At 55.7% G+C, this 19,956-nt stretch carries 23 protein-coding genes and 4 pseudogenes; 13 read left to right on the top strand and 14 right to left on the bottom strand.

Features of this window, described 5'->3' with window-relative positions:
- A partial coding sequence (locus tag Q5Y75_RS27625) for an IS1 family transposase (protein ID WP_306203496.1) occupies positions 1–643 on the top strand: 643 nt, incomplete at its 5' end.
- Here the strand turns inward: Q5Y75_RS27625 and Q5Y75_RS27620 are convergent.
- From Q5Y75_RS27620 to Q5Y75_RS27610, 3 genes are all read right to left on the bottom strand, one after another.
- Positions 635–1,267: a LysR substrate-binding domain-containing protein gene (locus Q5Y75_RS27620; RefSeq protein ID WP_306203495.1), complete on the bottom strand. Its 633-nt coding sequence runs from the start codon at positions 1,265–1,267 to the stop codon at positions 635–637. The genes Q5Y75_RS27625 and Q5Y75_RS27620 overlap by 9 nt on opposite strands.
- Before the next feature lie 186 nt (positions 1,268–1,453).
- A complete protein-coding gene (locus Q5Y75_RS27615) occupies positions 1,454–2,422 on the bottom strand; it encodes a zinc-binding metallopeptidase family protein (RefSeq protein WP_306203494.1) in 969 nt (322 codons plus the stop codon).
- A 313-nt stretch (positions 2,423–2,735) separates the two neighbouring features.
- Positions 2,736–3,656, bottom strand: a complete 921-nt coding sequence (locus Q5Y75_RS27610; protein ID WP_306203493.1) for an IS5 family transposase — start codon at positions 3,654–3,656, stop codon at positions 2,736–2,738.
- Between the two features lie 423 nt (positions 3,657–4,079).
- On the opposite strand from Q5Y75_RS27610, the gene Q5Y75_RS27605 reads away from it, so the two are divergent.
- Positions 4,080–4,415, top strand: coding sequence for an NHLP leader peptide family RiPP precursor (locus Q5Y75_RS27605; protein ID WP_306203492.1), 336 nt, complete (start codon positions 4,080–4,082; stop codon positions 4,413–4,415).
- Between the two features lie 334 nt (positions 4,416–4,749).
- The gene (locus tag Q5Y75_RS27600; protein WP_306203491.1) at positions 4,750–4,932 is read left to right on the top strand and encodes a hypothetical protein; all 183 of its coding nucleotides are present in this window, start codon (positions 4,750–4,752) and stop codon (positions 4,930–4,932) included.
- A gap of 100 nt (positions 4,933–5,032) precedes the next feature.
- Here Q5Y75_RS27600 and Q5Y75_RS27595 read toward each other — a convergent pair whose 3' ends face one another.
- Both Q5Y75_RS27595 and Q5Y75_RS28615 read right to left on the bottom strand, forming a co-directional pair.
- Positions 5,033–5,515 carry a hypothetical protein gene (locus tag Q5Y75_RS27595; protein WP_306203489.1) on the bottom strand — a complete coding sequence of 161 codons (483 nt, stop codon included), beginning with the start codon at positions 5,513–5,515 and terminating at the stop codon, positions 5,033–5,035.
- Between the two features lie 79 nt (positions 5,516–5,594).
- Positions 5,595–5,729 (bottom strand): annotated as a pseudogene (locus Q5Y75_RS28615) (SH3 domain-containing protein); the annotation flags it as partial.
- A gap of 502 nt (positions 5,730–6,231) precedes the next feature.
- On the opposite strand from Q5Y75_RS28615, the gene Q5Y75_RS27590 reads away from it, so the two are divergent.
- Positions 6,232–6,927: an alpha/beta fold hydrolase gene (locus Q5Y75_RS27590; protein WP_306203488.1), complete on the top strand. Its 696-nt coding sequence runs from the start codon at positions 6,232–6,234 to the stop codon at positions 6,925–6,927.
- A gap of 230 nt (positions 6,928–7,157) precedes the next feature.
- On the opposite strand, the gene Q5Y75_RS27585 is transcribed toward Q5Y75_RS27590, so the two are convergent.
- Positions 7,158–7,808, bottom strand: coding sequence for a CDP-alcohol phosphatidyltransferase family protein (locus Q5Y75_RS27585; RefSeq protein WP_306203487.1), 651 nt, complete (start codon positions 7,806–7,808; stop codon positions 7,158–7,160).
- Between the two features lie 240 nt (positions 7,809–8,048).
- Between Q5Y75_RS27585 and Q5Y75_RS27580 the strand changes: the two genes are divergently transcribed.
- The 4 genes and pseudogenes from Q5Y75_RS27580 to Q5Y75_RS27565 form a co-directional block, all read left to right on the top strand.
- Positions 8,049–8,528, top strand: coding sequence for an FAD synthase family protein (locus Q5Y75_RS27580; RefSeq protein WP_306203486.1), 480 nt, complete (start codon positions 8,049–8,051; stop codon positions 8,526–8,528).
- 5 nt (positions 8,529–8,533) lie between these two features.
- Positions 8,534–9,082, top strand: a complete 549-nt coding sequence (locus Q5Y75_RS27575) for a 2OG-Fe(II) oxygenase (RefSeq protein WP_306203485.1) — start codon at positions 8,534–8,536, stop codon at positions 9,080–9,082.
- Between the two features lie 45 nt (positions 9,083–9,127).
- Positions 9,128–9,262, top strand: a pseudogene (locus Q5Y75_RS27570) (IS3 family transposase); the annotation flags it as partial.
- A gap of 10 nt (positions 9,263–9,272) precedes the next feature.
- A pseudogene (locus Q5Y75_RS27565) lies at positions 9,273–9,647 on the top strand (M48 family metalloprotease); the annotation flags it as partial.
- A 91-nt stretch (positions 9,648–9,738) separates the two neighbouring features.
- On the opposite strand, the gene Q5Y75_RS27560 reads toward Q5Y75_RS27565, so the two are convergent.
- The 5 genes from Q5Y75_RS27560 to Q5Y75_RS27540 form a co-directional block, all read right to left on the bottom strand.
- On the bottom strand, positions 9,739–10,581 hold the full coding sequence (locus tag Q5Y75_RS27560) for a transglutaminase family protein (protein WP_306203498.1): 843 nt from the start codon (positions 10,579–10,581) through the stop codon (positions 9,739–9,741).
- A gap of 312 nt (positions 10,582–10,893) precedes the next feature.
- Complete coding sequence (locus Q5Y75_RS27555) at positions 10,894–12,015, bottom strand: alanine racemase (protein WP_306203484.1); 1,122 nt, start codon at positions 12,013–12,015, stop codon at positions 10,894–10,896.
- Complete coding sequence (locus Q5Y75_RS27550) at positions 12,012–12,938, bottom strand: DUF1611 domain-containing protein (RefSeq protein WP_306203482.1); 927 nt, start codon at positions 12,936–12,938, stop codon at positions 12,012–12,014. The genes Q5Y75_RS27555 and Q5Y75_RS27550 overlap by 4 nt, the downstream gene beginning before the upstream one ends.
- Before the next feature lie 331 nt (positions 12,939–13,269).
- Positions 13,270–14,088, bottom strand: coding sequence for a hypothetical protein (locus Q5Y75_RS27545; protein ID WP_306203480.1), 819 nt, complete (start codon positions 14,086–14,088; stop codon positions 13,270–13,272).
- A gap of 22 nt (positions 14,089–14,110) precedes the next feature.
- Complete coding sequence (locus Q5Y75_RS27540) at positions 14,111–14,464, bottom strand: hypothetical protein (protein ID WP_306203479.1); 354 nt, start codon at positions 14,462–14,464, stop codon at positions 14,111–14,113.
- A gap of 559 nt (positions 14,465–15,023) precedes the next feature.
- Between Q5Y75_RS27540 and Q5Y75_RS27535 the strand changes: the two genes are divergently transcribed.
- Positions 15,024–15,440: a hypothetical protein gene (locus Q5Y75_RS27535; protein ID WP_306203478.1), complete on the top strand. Its 417-nt coding sequence runs from the start codon at positions 15,024–15,026 to the stop codon at positions 15,438–15,440.
- A 97-nt stretch (positions 15,441–15,537) separates the two neighbouring features.
- Entirely contained in the window at positions 15,538–15,810 is a 273-nt protein-coding gene (locus Q5Y75_RS27530; protein WP_306203477.1) for a hypothetical protein, read from the top strand.
- A 54-nt stretch (positions 15,811–15,864) separates the two neighbouring features.
- On the opposite strand, the gene Q5Y75_RS27525 is transcribed toward Q5Y75_RS27530, so the two are convergent.
- Positions 15,865–16,596: a Crp/Fnr family transcriptional regulator gene (locus Q5Y75_RS27525; protein WP_306203476.1), complete on the bottom strand. Its 732-nt coding sequence runs from the start codon at positions 16,594–16,596 to the stop codon at positions 15,865–15,867.
- Between the two features lie 141 nt (positions 16,597–16,737).
- Here Q5Y75_RS27525 and Q5Y75_RS27520 point away from each other — a divergent pair, with 141 nt between their 5' ends.
- A complete protein-coding gene (locus Q5Y75_RS27520) occupies positions 16,738–16,974 on the top strand; it encodes a hypothetical protein (protein WP_306203475.1) in 237 nt (78 codons plus the stop codon).
- Positions 16,975–17,011: 37 nt separating this feature from the next.
- Here Q5Y75_RS27520 and Q5Y75_RS27515 read toward each other — a convergent pair whose 3' ends face one another.
- Complete coding sequence (locus Q5Y75_RS27515) at positions 17,012–17,146, bottom strand: hypothetical protein (protein ID WP_306203474.1); 135 nt, start codon at positions 17,144–17,146, stop codon at positions 17,012–17,014.
- 255 nt (positions 17,147–17,401) lie between these two features.
- Here Q5Y75_RS27515 and Q5Y75_RS27510 point away from each other — a divergent pair, with 255 nt between their 5' ends.
- The gene (locus Q5Y75_RS27510; protein WP_306203473.1) at positions 17,402–17,608 is read left to right on the top strand and encodes a cold-shock protein; all 207 of its coding nucleotides are present in this window, start codon (positions 17,402–17,404) and stop codon (positions 17,606–17,608) included.
- A gap of 806 nt (positions 17,609–18,414) precedes the next feature.
- Positions 18,415–18,987 (top strand): hypothetical protein, encoded by a 573-nt coding sequence (locus Q5Y75_RS27505; protein WP_306203471.1) that lies wholly within the window; start codon positions 18,415–18,417, stop codon positions 18,985–18,987.
- A 736-nt stretch (positions 18,988–19,723) separates the two neighbouring features.
- Here the strand turns inward: Q5Y75_RS27505 and Q5Y75_RS27500 are convergent.
- Positions 19,724–19,956 (bottom strand): annotated as a pseudogene (locus Q5Y75_RS27500) (IS5 family transposase); the annotation flags it as partial.

Here is a 19,956-nt window from a genome sequence, read left to right as displayed (position 1 = left end):
ACCTCAGCACGCTGGAGACACGTGGACATGGACCGCCATCGACAGCGAAAGCAAACTGATCGTCTCCTACATGGTGGGTGGCCGTGACAGCGAATACGCAATCGAATTCATGGATGATCTGCGCGCCCGTCTCGCCAATCGCGTCCAACTAACCACGGATGGACACAAGGCGTACCTGGAAGCCGTAGAGGGCGCGTTTGGCGGCGATGTTGACTATGCACAACTGATCAAGATGTATGGGGGCGAAACTGGGTCAAAGGGCCACGAAAAGAAGTACAGCCCCGCAGAATGCACCGGAATCAAGAAGCGCACAGTTGAGGGTCGCCCCGACAAGGCGCTTATCAGCACCAGCCATGTTGAGCGTCAGAACCTTACCATGCGGATGCACATGCGCCGCTTCACCCGCCTGACCAACGGTTTCAGCAAGAAGGTAGAAAACCATATGCACGCGGTCGCGCTGCACTTCATGTATTATAACTTCGTCAAGGTGCATCAAACGCTGAAAGTGACGCCCGCAATGGAAGCTGGCCTGACGGATCGCCTCTGGGATATTGCCGATCTTGTGGCTATCGTTGATGCAAATGAACCAGCCCCGAAAAAGCGCGGGCCTTACAAGCCTCGCAAAAAGGCAAATTCAAAGTGACCCACTACCAAAACAAAGCCTGATGCGCGCGTTGGTTTTTACATCCGCATGGGTGACCAGCCAGATGGGCATTTGCATTTTTCCCAGATCGGGATGGATCTGTTGGAGGCCGAACTGCTCCACGGCAACCACGGAAGGCAATAAAGCAATTCCAAGCCCGGCCCGCGCCAATTCATAGGTGACCATCCCCGAAGTTGCGACAATATCGAAATTGTGCTTCGTAACAGGTATTCCCATTGAAACGACTTGCTGGACCAGCCGTTCTGGGTGCTCGAAACCTATGAAATTGGCCCTTGAAAAATCTACCAAACGCTCTGGATTGCCCAGCGTGGCGAGATACTCTGACGACGCGTACATGGACACGTCAAAATCACCTATCCATTGCGCGAGCAAATCCGGTTGTTCAGGACGCACATGCCGAATTGCGATGTCCGCCTCATGGCGCGCAATGTCGGCTTGGGACATTGAGGAGACCAACTCGACATGCACGCTGGGGTGCTGCGCACGCAGCGCCTTGAGACATTTGGGAAGCACATACGCGACCAAAGCATCCGTTGCCGTTACACGGATGGTCCACAGCGGGAAATCGTCCGCTGAGCAATCTCCTTTCGGACAGTATGTCAAGACCGATCTCAGCCCCCTGCCCCGATCAAGGCAAACCCCAAATCCAGTCTTAGAATTTCGAAACTGAGGCCGTTGATCTCATTGGGTTTGGAAACTCAAAAGTAAGGGCATCTAACACTAGGTGTTTGTTCCCAGGCTTTGATGGCGCGATCCATTCGATGGAATGGAAGGATGCCCATCACGTCATTAGTCGTCACCTTCTGGTTTTGGATAGCAGGTCAGCCAGACACGGTTCCTGTCGAGCGCATCGCGCGCGAACACCAACTTTTCTCGAACCTTTGGTGACACGATGAAAGGATAGACGTCCTGCAACCCCATCGAACGACTTAGGTGATTGAGTGCGATTCCGAGATCTAGGGACTGCTCAAGATCGGTACCCTCCGATTTCCAAACTAGACCGAGATGTTGCGCGCTATCAAACAAATCTGCCAAGTGCAGAGCATGAGCTGAGCTCTCGGCCCAATCTTCATCAGGATGAGCTGACGCATAGTGGCTTATATGCTCATTGCGCCACGAACCATCGTCAAGCGCAGCGTAGTGGCGTTCAAGTGCCGCCGCATAGTCTGCGCGTTCATCCCCAAAGAGCCTTCGAAATTCTTCTAGCCAAGCTTTATTGCTCGAGAGCCTCAAAAACAGGAAATGGCTAAGCTCATGCCTGAAGTGACCAATCATGGTTCGATAGGGCTCACCCATTTGCACGCGGCGAGCGACGAGTTCAACGCTATCAGTTTCGGCCACGTTTATAGTGATTATGCCGTTAGCGTGCCCCATCACTGGGTCAGAAGGTCCCAGTTGAGTTTGTTCACCTAGAAGGTCGAATATGGGTCGGGCACCCGAGTCAGAGCTATCAAACCATCCTAGCCGACCAAGGTTCGCCAATACCCAGCGTTTTGAGGACTCGGCACTCGCCCATTGCCCCTGCAGCTCATCTATGGCCATATCGGGATGAGTACGGGTCATCGCGCATGATCGGCAATAGGAATTAGCGGTGTCGGAAATCCAATTGCAACCAATCACTTCGCGGTTCTTGCACACCACAGACTCGGCCAACATTTTGTCAGCTGTTGGATCATAGCTGATGGGCGTTCCACAGGCGCATCCAAGGTTCTCGAAGAAAACCCTTTCACCACACTTTGGACAGGAATAAAGGCGCATTTCGCTTCATATCAAAGCAGGATCACCAAACGATTGCTTGGAAACGACATTGGATAGAATGCCGCAGATTGTGAGTGTTAGCCACTTTGAGTCTCGATATCAATAGTCGTTTCTTCATGGGGGTAGCTGCCCCATAAATGTATGAGATGCTTTCGCCGCACATGGTCACCCGAAATCCGAACAGCGCTAAACGCTACGGTGAACCATATCTAGGTCAAACACGACCGCGTTGCACGCATAGCGCTTGGGCCGCATTTGCCCCTTTCCCCGGTTCGTTATCCGACTCGTTCATAGGTCGCACGACCGAGATGGGTCATGCGGTTGAGAGCTTTGACAGCGATCTTGGTTTCAGTTGTCTGGGTCTCCAATTTTCGACTGTGCAGCTCTGATCCGTTGACTTGTTTGTAACGCTCAATCTGGGCTTCGTCGCGTGATCTTTGGCCATAGCCAGTGGCCTTCTGCTAGCCATACGAGCGCCCTTGGCGATCATGTCGATTTGGGCGTTGCATGCGGCGCACTCTCCGGGAACGGCGTTCTTCTGAGGCGGAATGATCCGCTCGACATCCGTACCGAAAGCCTGTCGGATCGTTGCGGCGGTTGGTGTACCGTCATAAGCACCGTCTGCGATGAAACGGTGAACAGGACCGGCCACCTCAGCAAGAAGATCAGGCAATGCGCCGGGATCTCCGACATGCTCGGTTGTTAGGCGTGACGCGACGAGCGCGTCGCTCTCCGGGTCGAACCCGATATGCAGTTTACGCCATGTTCTGCGCGCCTTTGGCAGCCCATGCTTCTCCCGCATCCAGTCGCGGCCACCGTGGACACGCAACCCGGCGCTGTCCACATCCAGCGTGATCGGGCCACCGGCCAAGCGGATGTCAGACACGATCAGAAGTGTTTGCGCATGCCGGCAGAGCGTCGAGTAATCCGGCACGGGGAGATCCAGTTCCATGAGCTGCAGCAGACTGCGCGCAAAGCCCTGAGTTTGCCGAAGCGGCAGGTCGAACACCACTCGCAAGGTAAGACACATCTCGATCGCCAGATCGGAGTATCGCTGCTGACCGCCACGCTTGCCTGAGCGTGTTGCGCACCATCCAGACACCGCGTTCTCGCCAAACCAGACCGTCATGTTACCACGCTGGCGGGGCGCCTCGTTGTATTTGGCCCAGTTCTTCACACGGTATTTTGCCGTCGCAAACTTATCCCGCCCCGACGCATTGAGTTTGAAAGGCATCCCAGCATCCCGCAGTTAATCCGAAGGACCAGCTACGCATCGGAAAAGATTTGTGCAACACGCTCATTACAGACCAAGCACCAGTTGGATCAAACCGCGCGAAGGTGCAACAGGCCGACCAAAGTTTGCGACACATCCCACGCGCGGCCATGCGGCGCGAATACTTTTTCGGCCGGGCGATCATAGTGATGACAATTGCGCCTGTCCCTACCCTATGGCTGCGCCAAATTGCCGACGATCAAGTGGAACCCAGCCCCTGACCATCTGGGGTGCCTTTGGACAGGCTCACTGATCCGATGAAGCGAAGTTAACGCAGCTATTGTGACACCATCACACTCGGGGATTACCTCCTGTTTGAGGCAACAAGACGTGGAGGGGGAGCGTCGGCTCATGCGGCGAGCCCCTCTGAAACAGGAGATATTGATGAAACCATCGAAGCAAAGCGCAGCAGAGGCCCAAAAAGCCGCATTCTTTGAAAAAGTCTGGAACGACGAGGCGTTCGCGCGCGCGTTGGAGGACGATCCGAAATCCGCGCTGGCGGAACTTGGTGGCTCCCCGCCAGAGAACGTGGAGGTTCGTGTCGTCCGCGACTCCGACAAGGTGAAGTACCTGCACATCCCGGCGGCACCCCAACAATGTGAGATATCCGACGCCGAATTGCTTGAGGTGCAAGGCGGCACCACAGGTGTCTGCGCCGGTATTTCCTTGGTTGTCGTGACCGTGAGCGTGGCCTCCGCACTCAGCATTGGTGGAGATTGAACACGCAGATTAGCCGTTAGGCTCAGCTCGACCCGCCCGCGCGGCGCTGGCTTCGGCGGGAGGGGCGTCTACACCTTCGAAGCCTTAAGCAGAGTTAATCGCGCCCACACGACTCCTAGTAACTCACAGTCCACAATCTGGATGCAAACAAGTTTGAGGTGACACGATTGGAAACACCATAAGCTACGCAACGAAACAACCTGAATACCTCGTCGACCTCTGTCAGCGGGCACGGAACGATCCGGCGTTTAGGACGCTTCTGGATACCAACCCAAAAGCCGCGCTGGCTGAACTCGGTGGCGATGTCCCCGATGATGTGGATGTCAAGTGTGTGATGGATACCAAAAAGGTGAAGTACCTGCATATTCCCGCTGCGCCAGCGGAAGGCGAAATCTCTGAATTGGATATGATGGCAGCACTGGGTGGCACTACGCCCGGGTGCATTGCAACCGTAACAGTCGTATCGATAGTCAGTCTCACTGTTTCGGGCGCTATTTCAATCGCGGATACGTTTTGACCGTATATTTTTGTGGTGACAGGCTATCTCGCAGCAGCCGTATTGTCTGGCGACTGCGTCGGTGTTTGTTACGCAGACGGTCAGGACATAGGAGCCACCGTCATTGCGGCAGGACATGCCCTCGATTGCGCCCAGCACTCAGGAGGGCGGTATGCACGGTTTGAAACACCCGCTGCAAAGTCTCGATTGAAACGGGCGCGGTATTGTTGAGGCCGCTTTTGTCGTGAGCGAGTATTCCCTCTTTTGAGGCAGAGTCAGTGGTGGTGATGGCCCCCGCCGTGATGTGAATGACCATGTCCGCCATGTCCGCCATGTCCGCCATGTCCCCCACCGTGATGTGAATGGTTCCCATGCCCGTGGTGATGAGAATGCCCATGCTGGTGGTGGTGCGAATGATGATCTGGCTCAGGTTGGTACAACCGATTTGGATTGTAGGGTGCATAATGACATGCCGGGTCCTGCGGAGCATGATAACAGTATGGACCTGGAACCGGATGATAGGGGTGGTAGTAGTGGTTCCAATATGCAAACCAAGGATATGCTTGGTAGTGGTTTTCCCAATATGACTGGCTGAATTCGACAATCGCGATGCCTAGCGCGGCGGCAAGCACCGGATTCAAAACAGTCTTTTGCCCGTCTTCTTCAACCATAATGTAGTTGTTTGAAGTCCAGCCACGAGCGGAATTCCAGGATATATCGCACCAGCTGTAGCCCACTTGGCAACCGTATATCTCAATAGTTGCGTCCTGCGGTAAGGTCGCCACGACCGGGTAACCGGTTCCTGGCCCTGCACGCATATGGGCTGATGTGGTGGTGAATCCCTGGGTCTGCGCACTCGCTGATGTGATTATCAGTGGGAAAAGAAGTAGTGTCGCGACGGTGGCTATTAAGTGGCGCATGGGAACTTTACTCCAATGTCTCGCTTGGAAAAAGACTACATCGTTGGTTGTTGTTGTAGTCAAGGCGCATCAGACGCCCATGCCCGCTTAGACCACGTCGGAAAACCGGCTGAACCGATAACACCCCATGAACCGGAAATCTGACTGACTGGTTGGATCAGCTGAATGCCCGAGTTGGCACCAAGGTTCGCTTGAGAGCCCAATGCAGACGGGTTCTTTTGCAGGTGCACGCGCATGCGGCAAAGCAAAGGGCCGGAGTCATCAGATGCATTTTGCGACGCGTCCAGAGTGGTAGCGACTATGTGGCAAGGGCTCGGCGCAGAACAACCAAACGACGCTATGGACGGGGCGGCCCTGTTGATTTTACTGTCGCAACGGTCTCGACGGATGAGGGCTGGCTATGGCGACATTTGTATTGGTCCATGGAGCGTGGCAAGGGGGATGGTGCTGGACTCGCGTAGCCGCCCTTCTGCGCAGGGCGGGCCACGACGTTTTCACCCCGACACTGACAGGATTGGGTGAACGTGCCCATCTCGTAAGTGACGAAACCGATCTGGCCATGCATATCGAGGATGTCCTAGGGGTAATCACGTGCGAAGAACTCTCTGACGTTGTTTTGTGCGGTCATAGCTATGGGGGCATGGTTGTCACCGGAGTCGCGGATAGAGCGCCCGACAACATTCGCTCACTTGTGTATCTCGACGCGCTCGTGCCGAGCGATGGGCAGGCGGCCTTGGACGTTTTGCCTGCGGAAATCGCGGCAAGGCTCCGTGCCAGTGCCGTCAATGGCAAAGTCGCGCCAGGCCCGGCGGAGGCATTTTCGGTGAACGAAGCAGACTGTACGTGGGTGAACCGCCGCAACGTCGCGCAACCGCTCAAGACATTTGATCAACCGATGCAATTGGTGAGCGGCGGAGCTGAGCTGTTAAAGCGGACCTACATCTATGCCACTGGTTGGAGTCCAGGGCTGGGCCAACCGTTTTTCGAGCGGTATCAGCATCAGCCAGGATGGACGGCGATATCGGTGCCATGCGGGCACTACGTGATGATCGATAGGCCTGACGACTTGGCCCGAATGCTAACGTCCGCAATTTGAACTTAGCCACCGACTCTTGCACGAGCGCGCGGACCGCGAAGCCGCCTGGATAGGAATAGTTATGGCTTCCAACCGGCTTTGTTGCAAAACTCTCCCTTTGAACGATTCACAACGCGAATCCATGAGGTTAGTGAGCCCGTTTTGCAGGATGCTGCGCACCGCTTGAATGTCAGCTTTCGCTAGAGGCGACTCGATCAATCTAGGCCACGGTATTCCAACCTTCAGAGAGGCTAGAAGAGCCTCAATCCAAAGAAGATCGAGACCGCGAACGTGTATGCAGCAAGCAAGACTACATTCAACGGGTTACCAGACAGTTTGGGAGTTTTGATTTGAGAGACGTTCAGCGCGGCCAGACACAATCCCGACACGGCGAGTACAATGGAAAAGACGGGCTGGCCGAAATAGTCCGAGAACATGAACAGGAAAACAAAGAAAATACTGTTATTGTCAATCGCCAATCCTGTGTATTTTTCATCGTTCGACAAGCCAAATGTATTGAAATAGCTCAGTCGAATCGCTCCAAACACCAACATGATAAACGCAACCGGTAATAAGGCTGGATGAAAGTTGCCGTAGCTCAAGACCAAAAGTGCAGGCGTTACACCGTAACTGACAATATCGATGAGCAAATCAAGCGTCCCCCCAAATTGCCTGTCTGCCCCTGTTCGGCCCTTCATTTTACGCGCAATCAATCCGTCGGCCCAATCAAATCCGACCGCCCAGATCATACCGATCATCGCAGCCGCGTAGACCCCCTCGATCAAGAAAAAGATCGCTAGAAGCGTGCACCCCAACCCCGCCAGAGAGCACAGGTTTGGAAGGTCCCTGATGTATGACAGGATGGGTCTTGTAGGGGCGTCAGCAGCGAAATCGGTTGTCATGGCACGTCCTTTGCGTTAGAGGTGTTGAGCTTGGTCGACGTTTGACAAGCGCTCACCTGTTCTCGTTCTGCGTGCATTTGAAACCTATGGCTTTCAAATCACAGACCCAATCCAGCCGCTCGCGGCCCGGAATTCTCGTATCTTAAATGTTTGAAACAACTGAACGCATACTATGCGCAAGTGGGCTCAGCACCCACTCGTTAGCATCGTTTATTCGCACACAACAGGATAAAATGAACCATGATCGTTTATACCGTTGGCACGTTTGATCTTCTGCATGTCGGCCATCTTGCATTGTTGAACCATTGCAAGACCCTAGGCGATGTTCTGGCCGTTGGGGTGGCCTCTGATGAGGTCGTAAATATGTACAAACCCAATGTGCCCGTCGTCCCATTGGACCAACGGGTGGAGATGCTTGAAGCCTTGAGTTGCGTCGATATTGTACGCCCATATCACGAATTGGAGTACGTTTCGGGCTGCAAAGCGGTGAACGCGGATATTTTTGTGGTTGGCGAAGATTGGGGAGAAAAGCAACACAACTTGGATGTGGATGCTTACCTGCTGAAGATGGGAAAGCAGATCTTTCGAACAACATACAGCCCAAGGACTTCCTCCACACGGATCAAACAAATGGTCATCTCGCAATCAACCGCGCGAAACAACAAATTCCCGCCCAAAAGCGTCCCGCCGTCAGTCTGTCCCGCTGAATCGACGACGTGAAGCCGGTGTCTCTCTATGCCATTCCTCAGGCCTTTAGTGTTGAGGAATGTGAACTGATCATTGCCCGAATTTCAGCTGCGCCCACAAATGACGCGGTGCTTGTTGGCAACAAACGCAACCACAATCTGCGCCGCGCGGATTTGGTTTGGATGGACGATGTCGATGGCATGGGCTGGGTCATGGACCGTTTGACCGAGCTGGTGCGCAGCTCAAACCGCAATCAATTTGGGTTTGATTTGAATGACTTCGCCGAAAGTCCGCAAGTGGCGACCTATAAGGCTGCATCAGGCGACCACTTCGCGTGGCACTGTGATATTGGCGACGCGCCGCTCGCACGACAGCGAAAACTCACGCTGGTCGTGCAGCTAAGCAAACCCGGGGCCTATGACGGTGGTGATTTGCAGGTCATGCCGAGCGCTCAGGTCCTGTCGGCTGGCCGCGACCAAGGCTGCGTCAGCGTTTTTCCGAGTTTTTCCTTGCACCAAGTGACCCCAGTCACGCGCGGGATACGGCATTCTTTGACCGTGTGGGCGCACGGACCTTCTTTCCGCTAGGACCCTGCAACGCATCTGCTGCGTTTGTAAGACATGGATCTATTTTCGCGCGCCCAGGCAAAGGCAGCGATCTTCGAATACATAGAAGTATTCTACAACCGCCAGCGCCGACACTCCGCCAGAGGCTACCAAACCCCCGCGCAAGCATACGAAGCCATGACTTGGAAAAGCGCCGCATAGGGTCAATAATCAAACTGTCCGGAAATCAGGACGAACTCCACCCATGCCCGCGCTCTACATCATGGAGACTGAGCAGCCCAACGCTTTTGCCACGGGGCGCAACCCGGAGAATGCCGCTGTCGCCGTCACGCGGGGCCTGATGCGCAACATGAGCCGTGAAGAAGTGGCAGGTGTTGTTGCCCATGAGCTCGCACATATCAAGAACCGCGGCACGCTCACGATGACCATCACCGCAACCCGGGCCGGGGCGGTCTCGATGCTGGCGAACTTCGCGCTTTTCTTTGGCGGCGGGCGCGACCGGCCTTTGGGTATTGTTGGCACCATAGCGATGATGATCCTTGCCCCCCTGGCCTCGGGTATGGTGCAGATGGCGATCAGCCGAGCAGAGCACGCTTTGAACCAACCTCTTTGCGACCTTAGAGTTTTGTGTGCTCAACTTTCCAAGTTGGATAGCCGTCCTGTCTTCGTTGGCGAATTCATTGATCCTCAACGCGAACAGCAACGTCTAGGGAAATGAGATCACTTTTATCGCCCTGAAAACTGCCTATCACTGGAGTGATCTGTGATATGTTTCGGGCAACCGCAACCGGGATCAGATGCGCTGAACCCACGGACCTGTTCGTCGGGTCGAAGGGGATCCAACCGGCCCCGGGAACGTAGACTTCGACCCATGCATGCGTGAAGCCCGCCGCCGCAGATCCGAGCCGATCATCGGTAGGATCGTAGAGGTATCCGGAGACCAGGCGAGTGCCCAAACCCAGCGTTCGGGCGGTGTCAGCAAGGAGAACGGCGAAGTCACGACAGGAGCCAATGCCCCGGTCGATTGTTTCCAGCGGCCCCTGTGTACCTTCGGTCTCGCGGATCTCATACGCGATCTGCGCCGTGATGCCGTTGCTGATGTCCTTTAACAGAGACAACGTATCCGTTGGCCTGCCCATCACGAATTGCTCAACCCAATTTGACAAACGACCGGCGTCGTCGGCGTATTGCGGCGTCGAAAGCGCTCCGAGATCTGTCCAGTCCTCCTCAGAGTAGATGAAGGGATAAGAAGCGGCGGACGCGGCGATCGGGAAGACAGGCCAGACAGGCGCCGTCAGATCGACCGTCGTACGGGACCGGATCGTAAGCGATTTCGTAGTGACGTCGAAACTGGCGGAGGCGATGGCGTTGCCCGAAACATCGTTGATCCAGTCGATGCGGGCGGTCGGAACAATCTCAAGGTCGAAAGACCTCAAAGTGATATCCCGCGTCTCACGGGGGCGCAGCATGAGCCTGTGCGGGCCAAGCCGCACAGAGTCTCGGTAGCGATAGGTGGTCACATGTGTGATTGTGATCAGCGGCAAAGGACGGGCTTAGTATAATCGACCGCTGGAACGGCGCTGGCCTTGACCGATGCCCTTCGGCATTGCCGAGCGCCAGACGGAAGTAGTTTTGCATCGATTGCAAACACGCTGGCCGAACCCTTCGCTCCAAAACGAGGCCTTGCAACGCAAGCAGAGACGCGCCTTTGGAGCGTCGCCAAGGGCACGCCTCGGCTGATTCATTTCAATGTCGTCTACTTTTGTGTGCATGGCGTCCCTTCATTTTCGTCGACATGGCGGTGCTGAGTTGCCAGGTGGGTCATTCCGACTTCATACCAGCCTCAAGGGCCGCTGGGGTCCTCTGTCTGTGACCATCCCGTTGACCGGCAGACTGCGATGCACGATTTTTGCAACATCGGGCGCGCTCATTGCCCGCATGAGTGCGCTGTAGTTCATACCCATCTTTATCTCGGATCCAACGGACACAGGTGAGTCAGTTGTATCGACGGCGGTGTGGTCGCTCGTCGCGCCGATGAACTCGATCCCCGCCGTGAATGTTAAGCCGCTCGCATCCGTGTCCAGCTGCCCAACGGCGAGAATTGAACGATTCCTTTGGCCGCATTTCGAAACCAGTTCAAGCTTCCCATACTCCGGTGCACTCGGTCTCGTCAGCATTGCGACCGGTTTAAGCCTTGCTTCGATGACTTCGGCAAAAAGGGCAAAGGCATCCGTGTGAAGGCCATCAATCGGTTGCCCCGACACGGGGTTTGTGCCCAAAAGGATCGCCTCGCCCAGTCGCAGGTTGTTGATCCGCCCGGTCGTCCCTTCGCCAAGCGCCCATGCCAGATTGGCCGAACCGCCGCCTGACACCAGGGCCACGTAAGGTCCGCATTCGCCCTCGACTTGGTCGGCCAACCGCGAGAGCAAGGCCATGTCGCCCGACTTTGGTGGTGCTCCGCCCAAGCTGGCAAAATCTGCGGCGATCCCCCTGAGAGCAACACCGGGCGTTGCAACGACCTGCGACGCAATGTCGTTTAGGTCCTCAGGCATGATGCCATCGCGCAAGTCCCCAATTTCGACCCTCAGGATGACATTGTGCAAGGCACCCTGATCCCTGGCGGCGGAGCCGAGTCTCAGGATCATGTCCGTCTCCGTATTGTAGCTCGCGTCACAGCAGTTGATGACGTCTTTTGTCTCGTGAACCATTGGTGCGCGTATGATCGAAATCGAGCACGTGACCCCTGCTGCCCGCATGCGAATGACGTTACTTACGCGCGCGTCGGCCAGGTCAGCGATGCCGCCGTCCAGCATGGCCTTTGCGACATCAGGATGACCGCAAACGGCCTTGGTCACACCAGTGACGGAGATCCCGCGCGCGCTAAGACGACGCACGAGACATCGCGCGTTTTGAGTAATCTTGCCAAGATCGATCTCGACGCGTGGTGCGGTCATGCCGCGGCCACGAGAGGTACGGGGCGCAGCTGCGGGAAGTCGTCCAGATGCACGTCCGACCGAGTCCATGCATTTGTCACCGGAACGCCGATATTGCGCGAAAGCGTATCGATCGCCAGCCCGCCCTCGGCGTCCGTAATCGCCTCGTGATTAGTCGCCAAGCCGACCAACCGTGTGTCGGCAAAGCTTTTGATGACGGCAAATTCGCTTTTTGGGTCCGGCATCGGAGAGGTGGGAAAGTCGCATCGATGGGGACCCTTTGGCGCGTTTTGAAGAATGATACCCTGCGATTGGGTGTCGCGTAGAATGAACGCTGAAATGCAAAACGCCGGATGGCTGAGCGCCCCTTGTCCTTCGATCTGGATGACGTCAAGGTTTTCGGCATAAGCTGCCGCAACAATGGCACGCTCAATTTCCCCGCGGCAAAACTGTTGCGGCACCGCGTCCATGGCGATCCCGTGTTTGCGCCCTGCATCAAGTCCGGTAAGGCCGGTGCCAACAAGGACTGTCTTGATGACACGGGCACTTAGTGCCTTAGCCTGTGCAGTCGCCCTTGCACGCTTGCCGATTGCGCAATCGGTTCCCAACACAGCGATGCGGATCGCCTTCACGTTGGAGACGCTTCCGTCAAAGAGGCGCAAATCCTTGCTGGGTCGAGGCTTGCGTATATCACGGATCTTCACTTTGGCTGAATCCGCAGCCGATGAGGTTTCTAGATCGTCACCAAGGTATTCGAGTGGGGCGTTGATTATGTTCATGCCGAGCGCAATAGCCTCCAGCACCACCTCTCGATCCTCTTTGGGCAGCTCACCCGTCGAGGAAGCCATCTCATGGACCAGAGTATCGGGGACACTTGCTTCGCGCGTCACAGCGGCCTCGATGTCTTCAAGGATGGGAACCCCGTTGCTGACATTGACCAGCACTTGCCGCCTGCGCGCCTGGCAAGCCGGCTGTCGATCACCGAAAGAATGCGGTAAGTGTCTGGTTGGCGGACAAGCCTATTTGCGGTCTTGCCGTCGATCTGTCCGAGTCTCCCCTTGCAGTAGACAACAGTGTTCGGTGCAGCTGTGTTTGGAGACTTACTAGCGCGGACTCGGTCCGGTGGGGCTTCCGGACGCATGGTCAGCGGCCTTTTCGTTGGATTCGCTGCTTTTATTGTTTCCATGAGTTTCCCTTTGCCAAGTGGCTTTGTTCGGGCTCGTACAGATGTCGCATTCGGGCGCGTGGACCGCGTCTCGATCCGAATTGAGAGCGCTAGTCGTTCAGGACGCAACGCCCCTGCGATCGCTGAAAATTGCGGTGGCATTCCCACCGGTTTCCCGATCTGTCGAGATGTGCATTGTCGGGAAGGTCGATCTTGATGCAGCCATCATCAGATGCTGAAAAGCCTCGATTGCACTTCCATCCCGGACCATAGCTCGCGTCGTCAAAATAGGCGTTTTCCGGAACGATGACGGCCTCACAGGCACCGTCGCTCTCAAAATATCCGCGCTCACATGTCCATGGCTGCCCATAGCTGGCTCCGTTCAAAAACGCGTTCTTGGGCACGGCAATAGCTGTGCATGTTTCGCCATCAGCTTCGAATCCCCGGTCACATAGCCAAACTGATCCAAAAGAATTGTCTGCCAGATATGCGTTCGGTGGCAAAACGATCTCGAGACAGTTATCGTCAACCTTCATGTAGCCACGAAGGCAGCTCCAGCTCTTGCCTGATGGGTCAAGGTATCCGCCATCCGGAACGACGACCTCACGACAGCTCATGTCATCGACTTCCCGAAATCCGTGCAGGCATGCCCAGCCCTTACCATTGCTTCGATTTGTCGCATAGCCGTTCTCCGACACGATGATGGCAAGACACGCATCTTCGTCCTGACGAAATCCCCGAATACATTCCCAACCGTCGCCAAAGCTCTTGGGCTGCGCGTTCGCTGGGATCTGGGCAGCTTGCGTTTGCGCCGACAATGGCAACGTGGTTGCGATTGTTACGGTGAAAGCGAGCGCGATGAGCTCCTTACAGGACGTCGCAACGCTGCCTTCCGTCCTTGGACGTATCCGAGCGCCATCCTTTGGCATGGCCGATGATCGTGCGAAGCGCTTACGATGCATCAAGGTCGAGCCCTTCGATACACGCCTGCGCCAATTCGCGGTTAGGACCCTCGGACCCTGGCATCGTCGCCCAGCCCGCTTCCATAACGGCATCCCGCCGCCTGAACGACGATGCTTCGCGGATCGTCGCGAGCTTTGTGGTGCGTTCAATGTCGGTGCGGGACATGTCGAGGCAGAAGGGCACAAGTGCCGCGATCACTCTGTCCTTAGCCATCTCGCTTGCCATCTCTTTGGCGCTCCCTCCGGTCACCCATCCTCCCCAAGAGAATCCAACGATGCCGACGAACGCAGCGCCAAAGAGTGCGCCGTAGATGCCGGGTTTCAGCCATTCAGGTGTCGTCATGTCGTGTCCTCCTGCGGAGAAAGCGCCGCTTCGCTGTTGCCGTTGCTTGTGGTTTCAGAGAGGGCTCGGTCGCACGCTATTGCATGCTCCAGATCCTCCTTGGTGGTCGTATGCATCGTCGTTTGACCCGCACTGCTCCCTCGCCCCCGGACCATCAGGTATGTCGCGGTCCGCCGACAAGCTTCGAAGCTGAGGCCTTGTAGAAGCTCTTCCTCGACAACGAATTCATACGTTCCAGCCGGAAGCTCTCGCGGGCTGTCGCCAATCATGAAGTCACTAAAAAACGTCACCATTGGTCTGGTCGAACGCGTGAGTATCCCGGGTCTCCATTGAATAGACTGCTGGACTTTCCGCCGCCGCCACTGTGGCACGCGCCTAAAAGAAAGCCTCGTCGTAGCAAGGCAGTTGAATGCACACTATCCGAACCTTCAGGGTGCGATGCTGATCGAAGTTAGCCCCGGTCGGGTTCTTTGCTGTCATGATGAGAGATAAAGCCGTTCTGCGGCTTCAGACACCCGCGTGCAACTCTGCACCTCAGTCTCACGCCGAAAGGAAACCTATGTCCGCTTCAGACGTCCTTAACCCGGATGGCAGCGACTACGATGCATTCCTCTTCGCGAAAGTGGGTGAGGACAGATCCGGTGCGGCCGTTACGGTCTTGTCAGCGCTTGCGCGCCTTGACCTAGAGCCAAGGACCGAGGCGCGTGTGCTTTCACGTCTGGGTCCTGAGGACGCGCAAGCACGACTGACGACGCATTTTGAAGCGATTACCGACATTCCAGCGTTGGCGCTGGCAAGCGAGAGCAGAGCGTCAAAGCTGGTTTCATTGCTGCCGAAGCACGCCCCACTCCGCATTTCGAATTCACTCGAAGCAGGCACCAGCAGTTTTCCAAAACTATCAATCTCTTGGACAATGATGGCCCTCGTTGGAGTGGTGGTTCTAACGTGGTTCTTCTATCTGGCTCAGACGGGCTAACCTACCTCAGTGCGCAGGCGCAGAGAAACTGGATAGGTAGACCTGTCCACCGCAAGTCATGGTAGCTTTTTCCGAGTAAATCAGAGGCGCTGGACACGTGCAGTTCCTCAAAAGAACTGCATGGTCGTTGCGCCTCTTGTTCTCGGACCGTGCAAGAAAGGGCAGCTCCATAAAAAAAGAAAACCAAAGCCAGTTAAGCCGGACTGTGAAACATATGGCCTCGGTCAAGGCCGCTTGGGACAAGGCGCCCGAAGGTCACAAGAAGGCCACAGCGTTTAAGCAGTATCGGGCGGCCGAGAAGGTGCATAAGGCGGAAAACGACGAAGAGGCGCATTTCGAGCTCAAGCAAGCCGGTCGCGCCTTGATGTGATGCCACGCGCCATGTGATCTTGGGTCGTTCTAAACCAGAATTCGGGCGGCCTTCTTAGAGCAAGAGAGGTCGCGCATGATCCAGATAGGCCGGATCGAAATTGGCTAATGCCACCAATCCCTCGTAATCATCGAATACCACGACGCCGTTTCGAAAGGTGACTAGCCCGTCTTCCCGGAGCTTGCGCAAGACACGGTTGACATGGATGGCGCTCAATCCCAAGGCATCGGCCAAATGATACTGCGTCAATGGGCAGGCGTACCCCTCCGGTCCACCCATCCCGACGAGCGACAGCCTAACGCCAAGTTCCAGCAGGAAATGCGCCATGCGCGCATCCGCGTCGCGCCGTCCCAGTCCAACCAGATGTTCGACGACCATCGCCTCGTCGCGCGAGACTGCCCACAAAATCGCAGTGGCAAGCCGCGGCGTCTCGGCAAAGGCCTTCAGAAGATCGCTGACTAGGACTTCGGCCGCCTCGATTTCGACAATCGGCTCGATGCCGTGATCGGAGGTGTGCAGAAGAAAACTACGCAGCCCCAGAAAATCCCCCGGTATTTGGAAATCAACGATCTGGCGCGAGCCGTCGGGCTGAATCTTGTACGAGACGACCCAGCCTGCCGCCAGGATGTATGCCGCCTGTTCGGATTGGCCCTGATGAACAAGGTCCCGTCCTGCTGAGAAGGACTTCCGGCGCGCATGCAACCGCTCGAGGACGCCGAGTTCCGGCGCCGAAAGCTTGACGAACGCGGAGAGCTTTCGGGTGAGCGGGCTGGTTTCAATCGTCATCACTAGGCCCTTCCAATCGGCGACTGCGCCGAAAAGAACTCTTCATGCAGACTGCTTTCAATTAGTACGGACGACAAAGACCTCTGTGACAATGTTAAAGTGCATCGGCGATGCGGCGAATGACAAAAAAGGAACGCTGGGATGTCAGACCAACAAGACCCCGCGGGCATGGCTGCCCTCTCGATTTGCGAGGCCCTGCTGCTTGCCTTGCAGGATCGCAAGGTGCTTCCGGAACGCGAGATCGTCGGTATTCTGCGCGATGCCGCGCAAACCCACGAAAACGCGCAGGGCCTGGAACCGGAACGGCAATTGCACGCGACAACCGCCGGTCTGATCAACGAGATCATCGAGGCGGGAAACCTGTCGCGCCGCTCGTGAAGCAGAGCGGGCGCACCAGATGACCCGCGACGCGCCCCTAGTTCTTTGATGGATCGACCGGTTTGGTCCCCGTTGCGGGGCTTTCGTCGGATTGGGTTGTTGATGCCGTATCTTTGTCTTGCGAGGCCTTTTTGTCGGCGGCCTCTTTTTTTGCCAGGTCGTTGAACGACATGCGGGCTTTCCTTTGCGCGCTGCCAGGGTGCCTGGCAGCTTGCTAGCCATAGGGGATCGATGCCCCTTTGGCAAAGGAAACTTTGGTCGCCAAGCAAGTCGCACCTTGTAATCCACCCGTATGGGTGCCACGTTAGGGGGGCTACTGACCTCCATTCGACATTCTGTTTTCCTTTACCGGCTCACAGCGCTCGGCATTGTCGTGAGAAGCCGGGCTGCCGCATGTTGCGGGCAGCAATCAATAAGGAATATTCACATGGCCAATGGCACAGTGAAATGGTTCAACGCCAGCAAAGGCTTCGGCTTTATTGCACCGGAAACAGGGGGCAAGGATGTGTTCCTGCACATTTCCGCACTCGAGCGCGCGGGCATGACAACCTTGAAAGACGACCAAAAGGTGACTTTCGATATCGAGCCTGGCCGGGATGGCCGCGAAAGTGCGACAAACATCGCGCTTGCATGAGCATTGCGGGCGGGCGCTTCCTCGGGGCGCCCATCCGAGAAGACCGCGGTTTTGCCAGACTCGATCGAATCTTTTGGCCTGGACGACACCACATCCGGTTGCATGCGCGCGCGTCGCGCCACGAAACCGTCGGCAAACGGATCGCTTGTTTCCAAGCCTGACGTCATCAACCGGATGAATGTGCATGGAAAGCGGGTGCGTCCAAAGTGCACTTAATTCACAAGTTGCCAGTCTCTGCACCAGGATATCGAGCGCGTCGCCGTTTGCATCAATCATGCGCTAGAGCCGATTTTGGACGCCGATAAGAGGTCAGCTTTGAATGCCGGTTGACACCCGATATTGCAAGGATCTTCCATTGTGATAGCGCGTTGGCAGAATGCACCGCCGGGAACAGCGATCGCCGATACACAAAGTGAAGGTAGGCAGCAAGGTCGTCGCCAACGACGTCCAAACCTTAGGTAACCGCCTTATTCTACGGCATTACGTAGTAAATGAGGCCTCCAATCCCTATATGGCAAGTAGCCGCATTCACTTTTCTCACCCCCTGGGTTCGTGGGTGTTGCGGACAATCAAAGGAACAAAATGATGTCTTTCAAAGACCTGACGACCAGAGCGGTTGCCGCACTGAAGGAAAACGATGCGGACGCGTCGAAAAGAGAAACGGCATCTGAAGGGCCTGACGTCGTCCCCGAAAAACCAAAACCAAGGCCCAAGCTTCAAAGCTAGTGATACCCTGCCGGGAGTTGGTGGCAGTATTCTTGTTTACATCTCCGATCGAGCACTGCCAGCAAAGGAGAACTACCCAAATGGACCAGATCGTCAGCAAGACAATCGCAGTCTTTTCCAGGCCGTTTACTTTCCCCGGCTTTGACGAATTGCTCCCGGCGGGTCAATACGATGTAGAAACTGAGCTTTGCGCACCACCGGATTACTTGGACCCAGAAGCCTGGAAGGCATCGGTGCTAATTTGTCTGCATCCACGGAAATCTCACCCAGGTCTGGAAAGAACCTTGACCGTTTCTCTTGCTGATCTGGACAGAGCGCGCGCTAAGGACAAATTGTCTGCGAAGGAATTGTCGCAGTTCCTGCTCGATCAACTTTTGGCCGATCCCATGGTGCAATTGATTATGAAGGCAGATGGCGTTTCAGAGACAGAACTTCGGCTCCTCTACTCGGACAAGCACATTTCTGAGGCAGACTGCAGAATATCAGATCAACAAGCCCTAAGGCGAGGATGCGAAGGCAGCTTTCAGCATGCCTTCGCAGTCCAAACAGCTGAGAATGAAGGAATGCCGGTTCGTACTGCTGAATCTCCTCGGATTGTCGGCCGCTCCAACGCGGGGTCTGAACCAGGCAGTTCCTTCAGTCCCAAGGCCTAGGGCGAACTTTTTGGGTGCTTTCTTTTGCAGCCGCGGAGTAAACCAACCAGAATTCGAGGCTAAGAACTGATGGAAGAACCCGACGATGATACTGATGCGATAATGTCTCGTGCCAACAATGACGTGCCGCAAGAACGACCGTGCCTTCGTTGTAGAACGCCATTCTGGAGCGAAGGGTTCGGAGAGCGAATTTGTCGACGCTGCAAGGGGCTGAGCGCTTGGCGAAATGGAGTGTCGGTAAGCCCCGGACTAGCTCGGGGTCGCTGACAGTTTGACGCCAGCGTAATCGGCTAGCACAGGGATCTGCGGGTCTTTCTCAGATGCAGCATGCGGCTTGTCGTCTGCGGCACAAATTGCATCATCGGGACCGTGATGGAGTGGATACCCTCCTTATTACTTGCTGATACTTTACCATTCTGGAGCCGTGTTGCAGGGATCGTTCGCTCAAAGTATTCCCAGCGTTTTCTGTGACGTGAGCTACGGTCGATGCCCTACAAGTTCAATGATGCCCATCGCGATAGAATCCCCAGGGCAAAGTACCGTGTCACCAACCGGTCCGCGTACAACGAAAGCCTTCGACAGAAATCCACTACTTCAAAAAGTATCTACTTTGCCATCACATCGGACATTCAAAGGCCCACTCGTATCCGGTCGAAAAGTCCGCTCTGTGTGTTCACCAAAACGAATGTGTTGCATGGATCAGAATTGGGGCGGATTGGCCCCTTACCCCATCACTTCAGACGACGCGCTCATACACCGCACGACCGAGACCAGTCATGCGGTTGAGCGCATTTGTTGCTATTTTCGCTTCGGCTATTTGATTGTCGAAATGACGCGCTTGCAGGCGATCACCGATAGCTTGTTTCCATCTGCCGATCTGGGCTTCGACCCGTGATCTCTGGTTGTATCCCGTCTTCGTTTGCCAGCTCATTCTGCCACTTTGAGCGATGACATCGATGTGGTGGTTGT

Source organism: Ruegeria discodermiae, assembly GCF_030758345.1.
In the GTDB taxonomy this organism is placed as follows: Bacteria; Pseudomonadota; Alphaproteobacteria; order Rhodobacterales; family Rhodobacteraceae; genus Ruegeria_C.
This window is presented reverse-complemented; position numbering and strand designations above follow the sequence as displayed.